The sequence below is a fragment of the Myroides sp. C4067 genome (assembly GCF_038039665.1).
Taxonomy (GTDB): domain Bacteria; phylum Bacteroidota; class Bacteroidia; order Flavobacteriales; family Flavobacteriaceae; genus Flavobacterium; species Flavobacterium odoratimimum.
Map to the genome: position 1 here is coordinate 105,516 of NZ_JBBPHJ010000005.1, position 12,852 is coordinate 118,367.

Here is a 12,852-nt window from a genome sequence, read left to right on the forward strand (position 1 = left end):
AGGATGTTATTTAATGATTGATACAGGCGCACCTTCTGTTAGGTTAATTTGCCCTGATGTGATAACAGTCTCACCTTCTTTAAGACCTTCTAGTACTTCTACGAAGTCTCCGAAGTTACGACCAGCTATTACTTTCTTAGACATTGCTTTGCCTTGTACGATAGTGTACACCTGATTAGAACTAACACTACCTACGAATGCATTACGCGGTACTAATAGGATAGGTGTACCAGCATCTTTCTCTCCATCGAATAGCGCTGAGCCATACATACCTGCTCTTAATTTGTTTTCTTGGTTGTTAGCAATTAATAAATCTACAGGATAGTTAAGCGCAGCATCTGCTTTAGGAGCGATGAATGTCACTTTACCTTGGAAGGTGTCATTAGGCAATACACTTGCTTTTACCGTAATAATATCTCCTTCTTTTAGATTAGCCACATGGCTCTCATCTACATTCACTCTTAACTTAAGCTGTGCTACATTCACTAGATCAAATAACGGAGCACCTGGCGCTACGAAAGATCCTAATTCTACGTGTTTCTTATTAATGATACCACTGATAGGAGCTTTAATATTAGCATCACTTGCCGTGATACGAGCAGACTTCAGGTTAGCCTCTGCATTTTTTAGCATAAGACGCACTTGGTCTAGCTGTTGTTGAGTCACTCCTCCAGTCTTAAAAGCACTCTCAAATCGAGTAGCGTCAGCTTTAGCAGTAGCTAAGGCTGCTTCGGCATTCTGTATCTGTACATTGATCTGATCGCTATTTACCAGTGCTAATACTTGACCTTTCTGTACACGAGACCCTTCATCTACTAATAGTTTAAGGATACGTCCAGGTGTTTCTGCGGAGATTGTTACCTCTTGTTCTGGTATGAAGTTTCCATTGGCTTTATAGGAAGCATCGAATACCTGCAGTTTAGCTTGTTCTGCTCTCACCGTTACCTCTGCACTGCGCTCAGCCACGATAGCTGTTTCGCGGTCATTCTTAGCTTTATTACTTGATAATATATAGACAAGACCTCCTCCTAAAACGACTAGTACTAAGGCGATAATAATTTTTTTCATGATGATAGTGATGTTAGATTTTTTGTACGATTAATCTAATAATGTCTTTAACTCTCCTTGAGCTTTTATTAATTGGATCTGTGCTAGTTTATAGTCTAGCATAGATGTAGTATAGTTATTCTCTGCCTCCGTATAGGCATTCTCAGCATTGAGTAAGTCTGTTAGTGAAGCCAGACCGTGCTTATAGTTATTCTGAATATTAGACAGTATACTTTTGGCTAAACCTACATTATCTTTCTGAATATCTATGGTGATTAGAGCATTCTCTAGGGACTTCTGCGCATTGCTAAAGTCTAGTGATAGCGCCTCTTTCACATCGTGTATTTGTACATCCACTTTCTTTTGTTCGATTTCTACTTGTCTCACCTTAGAGCGTGTAGCGAACCCACTAAACACAGGTATCTTTAGTTGTAATCCTACTGCTGAGGTATTCATCCAATACACTTTATCTGCTGTAGAACCTCCCCATGGTAGTTTGTCTCCAAGCCCTTGATAAGCGAAGTTTCCGAAGGCTGCTAACGATGGATAATAGTCCGCAACGATAGACTTTCTCTTGTACTCTAGTAGGTCTTTTTGTTTCTCTAATAGGTGTATTTCTGTTCTGTCATTTATTCTATTCTCTGCTAGTATACCACTGTCATCTACTGTGAAAGTCGTGTCTGGCATCGTGATAGGCGTGTTCACATCCATTCCCATAAAGAACTTTAGTGCATTCTCTTGTAAGTCTATCGCATTGACGATCTTCTGTCTAGTAGCTTTGATATTACTAAGACTCACCTTAGTACGGTTTAGGTCTATCTGCGTAGCCAGTCCATTACTGTGTAGGTTCTCTATAATATCCTTTATTTTCGTAGTACTCTCTATCGTAGTCTCTATCGTCTTCAGCATAGCTTTCGTCTGATATACCTGATAGTATGTACTCGCTACTTTCTCTATAATTTGCTCATCTGTAAGCTCCTTATTGATAATGTAAAATTCTTTAGCAGTGCGTGCCGCTTTAAGCCCCATGAAGACAGCTTGGTTAAACAGTACTTGTGACGCTGTAGCAGTGATACTAGAGTTCCACTTTAGATTAAAGGGAATCATCTGTGTCTGTCCACCCATCGTTAGAGGCATCTCCTGTATCTTCACATTGTTCAGTAAGTTCGCTTCTATATCTATACGAGGTAGTGCATTCGCTCTGACTTCTTCTATCTGATACTGGCTGTTCTCGATATCCAGGCTAGCTTGCTTAGCCTCAGCTTTGTGCTGTAAGGCATAGTGCAGTGCATCTTTAAGACTTAAAGGCTCCTGTGCATTTACAATAAAAGTCGCTAATAGTGTAATAAGCGTTATTTTAAAGCTGTTCATTATCTATTCTTCTGGGTTAATTCTTTGTATATTTTTAAGCCTTTATCCGTAGCGATACTGCGTATGTGATACTCTAGGTGTAGTGCATGTATCTCTAGATGACTATAGCCCGAGTCAGGGAAGTAGTCTAGGTCTTCTATTGCTACTAAGGATGCGATGTGAAATCTAGCTACATAGTCTATGTCTATCTCAGAGCGATATACTCCTTCTTTGATCCCTTTTTCAAGGTTCTGTTCTATGAGGCGTACATATTTTTTCTCATGAAATATCTTTTGCTTTTGCGCTAGTTTAGGATAATACTTCGTCAGCTGATAGAAGCAAGCAGAAGAGTCTATTAAGAAGGTCTCATTGATGTCATCATGTGCAGCTAGTATTTCTGGGATAGCTTCTTTACCCTCTTTTAGCGTCTGCTCTATTGTGTTTAGAAACTTAGCATTTATACTCGCTAGTGCTTTTTCTATTAATTCTGGTTTAGAAGCATAGTGTTGGTAGATTGTTTTTTTAGAGATACTCAGCTCTGCAGCTATATCATCCATAGTCACAGTTTTAAAACCTTGACTAAGAAACATTTGGGTTGCTTTTTCTAATATTTGGGTTTCCATGTTCTTAATTATTTGTAGGGCAAATATAGCTTGGAAACGTTAATAATAAATTCGTTTCCGTGCCAATTAAGGAAACTTTAACGTATGTGTTAGTTTTTTAAATTTTGTAAAATATTGTATATGAGTGTGTAATGTTTTTTTTAGAGAAAACTTTTTGGTGTAAAAAAGTTTCTAAACAAAGTGAAGAATAGGTTATAACGATCATATTTACGAACAATATTGTCTCGCTTAGAAGATATACTCATCTTTAGAAGTACTGCAATGCTATCTACTACTGAAACCTTTGTTAGTACTGCGTCGCGTTTGATTTTTGAGCACTGTTCGCATAGTTATCGGATACTTATCGCATAGTGGTCACATAATTAAGGCTGTTTTTTATGCGATCACTATGCTATCAAACTACGATTGCGATAGTAACAATGCATTTGAGATTAGAGTAGGGCGAAAGGAATATTTGTGATAACAGGGACACTAAAATGACCATCGCTATAGGGAGGTAACTAATGTAGTGGGAAGTGTTTGGTTTGTGGGTATGAGATGATTCGGGTGTGAGATGAATATAGTTCGGTAAATAACCTTTTACCCCTAGTAAATACTACTTATTACCGAACACTATCCGAAGGATATGAGAGTTAATATATGTTGTGTTTTGAGTATTAGTGAGTTGTGATTTTATATGCTAGTCATAGTAGGGCAATACATCCATAAGTAGGCATTATCACCATAATAGACTATTATGGAGATTTATAGTTTGCGAGTTAAGTATTTACAATTTGATTAGTTATTTTTTACTGATGAATTTCTAGAAATTAGGATTCGATTAGGGTTAGGGTTGAAACTTGAAAAATAAGCTTAATTAAAAAGACTTATTTATAACTAAGTCTTTTAGTGTCATGTCAGGTTGTAAATGACAGAGCTCCAAAGTTTAGAATTGCACTTAAATAGATAAGAAAGAATAAAAATGATATTGCTTTTTGTTAATTAGTGAGTGATTAATTTGTTTAAATATTAATTAAATATAATAAAGTGTTGTATTTTAGGGTTATATAAATAAATGTAGAGGTGCTACTAAATTATTGAATAGGATATAGATATGTATAGAGTTTTATTAATAAACATGATCTCATTAGTACTGCTGTTTAGTAGCTGTAAGGATGATGAAGAGCAGGTGGTTATTGATACCTCTATAGAGGAGGTCATGATGGAGAGTATTGATGCTATGGATGAGACTAATTTTGGTTGGGAGTTAATAGAGTTAACTACAGAAGAGAAGAAAGCTAGATTAAGTGCACTCTACGCAGGACAAGAGGTGGAGGTGATTACAGATAGTATATTAGGTGTGATTACTAGATTTAAGAAACAAATGATAGATTTAAATCAAGTATTGGGTGTGCCTGATAGACGCTATTTTTTTGATAATCCTGAATTGTTACCAGTATTGATTCCTCATAAAATTAATTATGTCGATGGTACTTCTGGTGAGGCGGCAGGAATCTATGTAACTACAAAACGTATTAGTAGTGAAGAACGCCAAAGAGATAATGTACTGACAGATCTAGATAAAGAAAGAATAACCCAACTAGAATTGAAAGTATGGGAAGTATATGATGAGTCTGTGAATGTATTCGGGTATCTCGTAGAAAGACCTATACGTTCTATTGTCTATAATGGTACGATAGATATGCTAAAGCACAATACGTATGAGATTAGTGGTAAGGAGCCATTAATAAAGACAGAGATAGGTGAAGTAAAGTTACTGAAAGCAGATGAGAATGAAGTGACGCTAGACTTGCCTTATAACAGCGATTATTATGTGGTAGTCTATGGAATATCTGAAGAGAATAAGGTCATAAGAGATATCTCTAGAACTGGAGAAACTAAAAATATAAAAAAAGGGATACCTCATAAAGGGAGGGATCAGGTGTATATCGCATTTGCTCATCCGATAGAGAAGCTTATGATCAGGGTGTATAAACGAGCTGAGGTTACCTCACTCCCTTTTAGCTTTGAGCATCGTATAGCGCCTGATACGGAAGAAAGACTGATGACCGATAACTAGGGATTAGTCTATATAGTCGTGGCGTTCTGTACTAAAGTTAGGTATATAGGTGTACTACTGCTAGGAGGAGATAAGAGGATTAAATAGCATAATCAACATATATTAAGAATACAATTGCCATCCTGTATAGTGAAATAAGAAGGAGGTAGACAGAATGATATTTATACGTAAGCATTAGTGATAACCGTTTAAAAAAGGCATATAGATGATTATCTTCGAAAAAAACACGTATTTTTACACAAAATAATTTAAGTAATGCAATCAATAGTTAAGTATAAAGAGCAGATTTCTGAATTTATAGATTCAATTTCTTTATCAGGTACTCCAAAGGAACTTTACGAACCGATATCATATATATTATCATTAGGGGGAAAACAAATTCGACCAGTATTGACTTTAATGGCAGCTGATGTTTTTGGTATTGATCCTAAGAAAGCCATTCACGCAGCTACGGCTATCGAATTATTTCACAACTTCTCTTTAATGCATGATGATATCATGGATGATGCTCCACTGAGAAGAGGGCATCAGACGGTACATGAGAAGTGGAATACCAATACGGCTATCTTGTCAGGGGATGCGATGTTGATATTAGCATATCAGTACTTTGAAAACTATGAGAGCGATACGTTCCGTGATTTAGCGAAACTATTTAGTAAAACGGCTATTGAAGTATGTGAAGGACAGCAATGGGACATCTGTTTCGAGAATAGAAATGATGTGAGTATTCCAGAGTATATCCAGATGATTAAGTTTAAGACTGCAGTACTAGTAGGAGCAGCCTTAAAGATGGGAGCTATCGTAGCAGGTAGTAGCCAGAAGAATGCTGAGGATATCTATGACTTTGGTATTAACTTAGGGATTGCGTTCCAGTTACAAGATGATTATTTAGACGCATTCGGTGATGCAGCTACATTTGGTAAACAAGTGGGAGGTGATATCTTAGAAAACAAAAAGACATTCTTATATCTAAAAGGAGTAATGAATGCAAATGAATCACAACGTGAGGAACTAGTAAATTATTTCTCTAGCACTGAACAGAATGCAGAGGAGAAAGTAACTCGTGTGAAAGAGTTATTTATTGAGACAGGTTCTGCGAGTGATTCTAAAAACTTGATCGAGGAGTACACGATTAAAGCATTAGCTATCTTAGACCAAATGGACATTGCGGAAGATAAAAAACAGCAATTGAGAACATTTAGTCATGAACTAATGGATAGAAGAGTATAAACAGACTAGGTCATGATAGAAGAGGCTGTACTGTATATAGAACAGAAGGTAGGTGAGTATAATCTACTAGGAGAATTAGTAAAGCAAGTCGAGAAAGACTTCTGTATGACTGTGGATCCTTCTATAGAGATAGTGGCAGATACCCCTTCTAAGTTGGTCTATGAGGTTTATAATCAGTTGCATAAAATAGTCACACAGACTTCTGTGTCTAAATTTTCTAGTCTACTGTATAGAATAGATATCGCAGAGGCAGATATCAAGGCTATTAAGAGTGTAGATATAGAGGATTACTTAAAGCAAGTGACTTTTCTAATCTTAAAACGAGAATATCAAAAAGTGTATATACGAAGTACACTGTAAGTATAAAACAGAAGAAGTATCTCATAAGGGTACTTCTTCTGTTTTATACTATAATGGTTAGAAGTAAAATCTAACGAAAGGCATATAGGCACTTCCATACACCATGTCTTTTTCTTTATATAGGACATTGTATCGAACACCGATTGTAACAGGTCCGTTACTGTATCCAATACCTAAGAATAAAGCAGTGTTCCAGAAGTTGTCATCTAGTTTTTCTCCTGTGTGATACTTATAGGTGTTGTTTACTCTTAGTTGTTCTAATTCTGCCGAAAGTTGTATTTCAGGTATAGGATTTGACAGTGCGATTATACTACCTCCGTATAACCAAGAATTGTATTCTTTAACACTACTGTTGTAGTAGCTTCTGTTTTTACTGCTGATATAGCTTCCTTGTAGTCCTACACCTGCTGCAAAATAAGGGTTAACCTGGTATAGTGCACTCGGAGCAACCATCACATCAGTGTAACCACTTCCGAAGCCAACTCCAAGGCCTCCACCAAATTTCCACCTTTTATTAAAATCATAATTTTTGGAGCTATTTCCTTGATCTTGTGCAAGAATGGAAAAAGAGCCACCTAAAAAAAATGATATTGATAAAAAAAACAGTAAATAGTTGATGTTAAATCTTTTCATTTCAATTTTATAAAATAATTATAAGATAAAAATAAGCAAAAGTTTATAGTTTTGTCATAAAGAGTTGTATTTTTGTAGATATAATATTTAAACAAAAGGTCTTTAGACGAAATTATGGATAGATATTCCTTTTTAAATGCGGCACACACTGCATTTTTTGCAGATTTATATGATCAATATTTAGAAAGCCCAGATAGCGTAGAGCCAAGCTGGAGAGCTTTCTTTCAGGGATTTGACTTTGCAAATGAATACAATGGTGGGCCTGTTGAGCAATTATCACAAGCTTATACGTCAAGTAATAGTGTTGGTGTAGATAGTTCAGCGCAGTTAGGGCAACTTCAAAAGGAGTTTGCTGTATTAAAATTAATTGACGCTTACAGAACTTATGGGCATTTATTGACTAAAACAAACCCATTAAGAGACAGAAAAGTAGAGCATCCAGATTTGAGTTTAGAGAAGTTTGGTCTTTCTCAAGCAGATTTGAATGTTAATTTTGAGGCTGCAAAAACAATACAACTACCAACTACTACATTGGGACAAATCATTGCCCAATTAGAGAAAATTTACTGTACTACATTAGGTATTGAGTACAAGTACATCACTGATGAAGCTGCTGTACAATGGATTCAAAATCACTATGAGGCTACAGAGGCAAAATTTGATAGTGAAGAGAAGAAAGAAATTCTGCACAAGTTAATTGAGGCAGTGTCTTTTGAAAACTTCCTAAACACAAAATACGTTGGACAAAAACGTTTCTCACTAGAGGGTCTAGAGGCTGCAATACCAGCGATGGACTTTATGATGGATGCTGCTGCTGAAAAAGGAGTAGAGGAGATCGTAGTAGGGATGGCACACCGTGGACGTCTTAATGTATTAGCTAACGTATTCCACAAACCTGCACAAGATATCTTTGCTGAATTTGACGGTAAAGATTATGATGCTGTTGAAGGTTTTGACGGAGACGTTAAGTATCACTTAGGTCTTACATCGACACGTAAGACTCGTTCTGGAAAAGAGATCCATGTTAACTTAACTCCTAACCCTTCTCACTTAGAGACTGTAGGGGCAGTTATCGAAGGTATCGCTAGAGCGAAACAAGATACTATCTTTGTAAACGAACCATCTAAAGTTTTACCTATTGCTCTTCACGGAGATGCTGCAATCGCTGGACAAGGAATTGTTTATGAAATTGTGCAGATGGCTAAACTTAGAGGGTATAAGACAGAAGGTACAATTCACATTGTATTAAACAACCAAGTTGGTTTTACAACTAACTATTCTGATGGTCGTTCTTCTACTTATTCTACAGATGTTGCTAAAGTAACTCAATCTCCTGTATTACACGTTAACGCTGACGATACTGAAGCTGCAGTAAGAGCATTCTTATTCGCTTTGGATTACCGTATGCATTTTGGTACAGATGTATTTATTGACTTAGTTGGATACCGTAAATACGGACACAACGAGGGAGATGAACCAAAGTTCACTCAACCAATCTTGTACAAGTTAATCTCTAAACACCCTAACTCTCGTAATATCTATAACGCTAGATTATTAGAGGATAAAGTGGTAGATGATGCTTTCGTTAAATCTTTAGAGAAACAATATAAAGATGCTTTAGAGCAAGAGTTAAGCACTTCTCGTGAAAAAGAATTTGCTAAGGTTAGAACATTTATGGAAGAGAACTGGGATGGATTCCACATCGCAGGTCGTGACAAAATGGTAGCTGACTACGACACTAAAGTTTCTAAAGAGAAATTAACTGCAATTGCTGAAGTAATTACTGCATTGCCTGGTGATAAAAAATTCATCAATAAGGTGACAAGACTTATCGGAGATAGAAAAGCTATGTTCTTCGAAAAAGATGCTTTAGACTGGGCTATGGGTGAGTTATTAGCGTATGGTACACTATTGACAGATGGATACGATGTGCGTATGTCAGGTCAAGATGTAGAGCGTGGTACATTCTCTCACAGACATGCTGTAGTGAAAACAGAAGATACAGAAGAGTCAATCATTTTATTAAACCAATTAAAAGAGCAAAATGGTCAAATGAGAATATTCAACTCTCTATTGGCTGAGTACGCTGTTTTAGGTTTTGAGTATGGTTATGCATTGACTAATCCTAATACATTAACTATCTGGGAAGCACAGTTCGGGGATTTCTCTAACGGAGCTCAGATTATGATGGATCAATATATCTCTGCTGCTGAAGATAAATGGAGCAACCAGAACGGTATCGTGATGTTATTACCTCACGGATATGAGAATCAAGGTGCTGAACACTCTTCTGCTAGATTAGAGCGTTACTTACAGTTATGTGCTGAAAGTAATATGTTCGTAACGAATGTAACTACTCCAGCTAACTTCTTCCACTTAATGAGAAGACAAATGATCACTGACTTTAGAAAGCCATTAATCAATATGTCTCCTAAGAGTTTATTAAGACACCCAGCTGCGGTATCTTCTATCAGTGACTTTACAGATGGTAAATTCCAGTACGTGATAGACGATGCTAATGTAAATGCTGCAGATGTAAAATCAGTAGTATTGTGTAGTGGTAAGTTCTACTACGACTTAGTAGCTAAGCGTGAAGAATTAGGTAGAAAGGATATTGCATTTGTTCGTATCGAACAATTATTCCCATTACCAATCGAGCAAATTGCTGAGGTATTAGCGAAGTATACTAATGCAGACGACTTCGTATGGGGTCAAGAAGAGCCACGTAACATGGGTGCTTATGGGCATATGTTAATGAACTTTGACTTGAAACCATTGCGTTATGCAGGTAACCAAGCATTTAGTGCACCAGCTTCAGGAAGTTCTGTACGTTCTAAAAAACGTTATGCAGAAGCTATCGCTAAAGTGTTCGACAAGAATTTATAATAGAAAAAAACGTATTTTTACATAACAATATTTAATTAAAGCATATACAGATGAGCATCTTAGAAATGAAAGTTCCTTCGCCAGGTGAATCAATTACTGAAGTTGAAATCGCTACATGGTTAGTAAAAGATGGAGATTACGTTGAAAAAGACCAAGCTATTGCTGAAGTAGATTCAGATAAAGCAACTTTAGAATTACCAGCTGAAGAAAGTGGTATTATCACTTTAAAAGCAGAAGAAGGTGACGCTGTTGCTGTAGGGCAAGTAGTTTGTTTAATCGATATGAGTGCTGCAAAACCTGCAGGAGGTGCTTCTACAGAAGCTAAACCAGCTCAAGAGGCTCCTAAAGCAGAAGCTCCTAAAGCTGAACCTGTGCAAGCTGCAGCTACTACTTATGCTACTGGAAGTGCATCTCCAGCTGCTAAGAAAATTTTAGATGAGAAAAGCATCAATCCTGCTACTGTAACTGGTACTGGTAAAGATGGTAGAATCACTAAAGAAGATGCAGTAAACGCAAAAGCTTCTATGGGTACACCAACTGGAGGACCTAGAGGAGAAGAGCGTAAAAAAATGTCTATGTTACGTCGTAAAGTAGCTGAGCGTCTAGTGGAAGCTAAAAACACGACTGCTATGTTAACTACTTTCAACGAAGTTAACTTAACTAACGTAAACAAATTAAGAGCTGAGTATAAAGATGCTTTCAAAGCTAAGCATGGTGTAGGATTAGGATTTATGTCTTTCTTCACTAAAGCGGTTACTCGTGCATTAGAATTATATCCAGACGTGAACTCTATGATCGATGGTCAAGACCAAATCAAGTTTGACTTCGCTGATATCTCTATCGCTGTATCAGGACCTAAAGGTCTAATGGTGCCAGTAGTGAGAAATGCTGAGTTATTATCTTTCCGTGGTGTTGAGGCTGAAATCAAGCGTTTAGCTATCAGAGCTCGTGATGGACAAATCACTGTAGATGAGATGACAGGTGGTACATTCACTATTACTAATGGTGGTGTATTCGGATCTATGTTATCTACTCCAATTATCAACCCTCCACAGTCTGCTATCTTAGGTATGCACAATATCATTGAGCGTCCTATCGCTGTAGATGGAAAAGTTGAGATTCACCCAATGATGTATGTGGCGTTATCTTATGACCACAGAATCATCGACGGACGTGAGTCAGTAGGTTTCTTAGTAGCTATTAAAGAGGCTTTAGAGAACCCAACTGAATTATTATTAGGTAATAATCCTAAAAAAGCTTTCGAACTTTAGTAGTTAGAAACTTTTGAAATATATGAAACGGCAACTATAAATAGTTGCCGTTTTTTTATATTATATTTTTAGATAGTATGACTTTTTGTGCAAAATACTTAATCTACATTTTACAGTAAGTAATGTATGAATTAACTAAGTGGATTAGGTCTCTCATCCCTTAATGGTAGTAGGGTGAGGCTGTTTGGTGTAGTAATATTTTTTTTGTAAGATGTTGTAAATTAGTTATTTGTGTAAGTTGTTGATTGTTAGTCATTGTTAATAACTTGTACCATTTGTGAATAACTAGGTTGTACACTAATTTTTTATAGAGCAAAAAAAACATCATATTTGTAAAAGAGAGGGAGAATTCTCTCGTGATATTTTAATCTTTTATATTCAATATAGTATGGCTGTTCAAGAACCAATTTTAACTGAAAACAAAAATAGATTCGTAATATTTCCTATCAAACATCATGATATTTGGGATTGGTATAAGAAGATGGAAGCTAGCTTTTGGACAGCAGAAGAGATTGATTTGCATCAAGATTTATCTGATTGGAACAATAAGCTAAATGAAGATGAACGTTATTTTATCAAACATATTCTTGCTTTCTTCGCCGCATCTGATGGTATAGTGAATGAAAACTTAGCAGAGAACTTCGTGAATGAGGTACAATACGCTGAGGCAAAGTTCTTCTATGGATTCCAGATTATGATGGAGAATATTCACAGTGAAACTTATTCTCTACTTATCGATACGTATGTGAAGAATGAGGAAGAAAAAGATAGATTATTCAGAGCTATAGAGGTATTCCCTGCTATTATGAAAAAAGCTGAATGGGCGCTGAAGTGGATAGAGTCTGATTCGTTTGCAGAGCGTTTAATTGCTTTTGCAGCTGTAGAAGGTATCTTCTTCTCAGGAGCGTTCTGTTCTATCTTCTGGTTAAAGAAAAGAGGGCTTATGCCAGGACTTACCTTCTCAAATGAGTTAATATCTAGAGATGAAGGAGTACACTGTGACTTCGCTGTACACTTACATAATCACCACTTGATTAATAAAGTTCCTAAAGAGCGCATTAGAGAAATATTAGTGGATGCTTTAAATATAGAAAGAGAGTTTATTACAGAGTCTTTACCTGTTAGTTTGATTGGTATGAACTCTACGTTGATGACTCAGTATTTAGAGTTTGTGACAGATAGATTATTAGTGGAGTTAGGATGTGCGAAAGAATATAATGTAGGTAATCCTTTTGACTTTATGGATATGATCTCTCTACAAGGTAAGACAAACTTCTTCGAAAAGCGTGTGTCTGAATATCAAAAAGCTGGGGTTATTTCTAAAGAAGAAGGAGGTAATAAGATTAGCTTCGACGCAGATTTTTAATTGTTAACTTAAAAAGGAAAAAGAGTA

10 protein-coding genes are annotated in these 12,852 nt (G+C 36.4%); 6 read left to right on the forward strand and 4 right to left on the reverse strand.

Annotated elements, in window-relative coordinates:
- Nucleotides 1-6: 6 nt before the first annotated feature.
- From AABL87_RS05105 to AABL87_RS05115, 3 genes are read right to left on the reverse strand one after another with little or no spacing between them, the layout of a single operon-like run.
- Nucleotides 7-1,068, reverse strand: a complete 1,062-nt coding sequence (locus AABL87_RS05105; RefSeq protein WP_006262769.1) for an efflux RND transporter periplasmic adaptor subunit — start codon at nt 1,066-1,068, stop codon at nt 7-9.
- Nucleotides 1,069-1,098: 30 nt separating this feature from the next.
- Nucleotides 1,099-2,418 carry a TolC family protein gene (locus AABL87_RS05110; protein WP_341277044.1) on the reverse strand — a complete coding sequence of 440 codons (1,320 nt, stop codon included), beginning with the start codon at nt 2,416-2,418 and terminating at the stop codon, nt 1,099-1,101.
- Nucleotides 2,418-3,020: a TetR/AcrR family transcriptional regulator gene (locus tag AABL87_RS05115; protein WP_006262771.1), complete on the reverse strand. Its 603-nt coding sequence runs from the start codon at nt 3,018-3,020 to the stop codon at nt 2,418-2,420. Before AABL87_RS05115 ends, AABL87_RS05110 begins: the two co-directional genes overlap by 1 nt.
- 1,117 nt (nt 3,021-4,137) lie before the next feature.
- On the opposite strand from AABL87_RS05115, the gene AABL87_RS05120 reads away from it, so the two are divergent.
- The 3 genes from AABL87_RS05120 to AABL87_RS05130 all read left to right on the forward strand — a co-directional run bounded on the left by AABL87_RS05120 (nt 4,138) and on the right by AABL87_RS05130 (nt 6,669).
- On the forward strand, nt 4,138-5,079 hold the full coding sequence (locus AABL87_RS05120) for a hypothetical protein (protein WP_006266275.1): 942 nt from the start codon (nt 4,138-4,140) through the stop codon (nt 5,077-5,079).
- A 255-nt stretch (nt 5,080-5,334) separates the two neighbouring features.
- Nucleotides 5,335-6,309, forward strand: coding sequence for a polyprenyl synthetase family protein (locus tag AABL87_RS05125; protein ID WP_006266276.1), 975 nt, complete (start codon nt 5,335-5,337; stop codon nt 6,307-6,309).
- A gap of 12 nt (nt 6,310-6,321) precedes the next feature.
- A complete protein-coding gene (locus AABL87_RS05130; RefSeq protein ID WP_006266277.1) occupies nt 6,322-6,669 on the forward strand; it encodes a hypothetical protein in 348 nt (115 codons plus the stop codon).
- Nucleotides 6,670-6,726: 57 nt separating this feature from the next.
- Here the strand turns inward: AABL87_RS05130 and AABL87_RS05135 are convergent, their stop codons facing one another.
- Nucleotides 6,727-7,302 (reverse strand): hypothetical protein, encoded by a 576-nt coding sequence (locus AABL87_RS05135; protein WP_006257420.1) that lies wholly within the window; start codon nt 7,300-7,302, stop codon nt 6,727-6,729.
- 114 nt (nt 7,303-7,416) lie between these two features.
- On the opposite strand from AABL87_RS05135, the gene AABL87_RS05140 reads away from it, so the two are divergent.
- From AABL87_RS05140 to AABL87_RS05150, 3 genes are all read left to right on the forward strand, one after another.
- Complete coding sequence (locus AABL87_RS05140; protein ID WP_006257419.1) at nt 7,417-10,188, forward strand: 2-oxoglutarate dehydrogenase E1 component; 2,772 nt, start codon at nt 7,417-7,419, stop codon at nt 10,186-10,188.
- 50 nt (nt 10,189-10,238) lie between these two features.
- Complete coding sequence (gene odhB, locus AABL87_RS05145; RefSeq protein ID WP_006257418.1) at nt 10,239-11,459, forward strand: 2-oxoglutarate dehydrogenase complex dihydrolipoyllysine-residue succinyltransferase; 1,221 nt, start codon at nt 10,239-10,241, stop codon at nt 11,457-11,459.
- Between the two features lie 388 nt (nt 11,460-11,847).
- Entirely contained in the window at nt 11,848-12,825 is a 978-nt protein-coding gene (locus tag AABL87_RS05150; protein WP_006257417.1) for a ribonucleotide-diphosphate reductase subunit beta, read from the forward strand.
- Nucleotides 12,826-12,852: the final 27 nt, after the last annotated feature.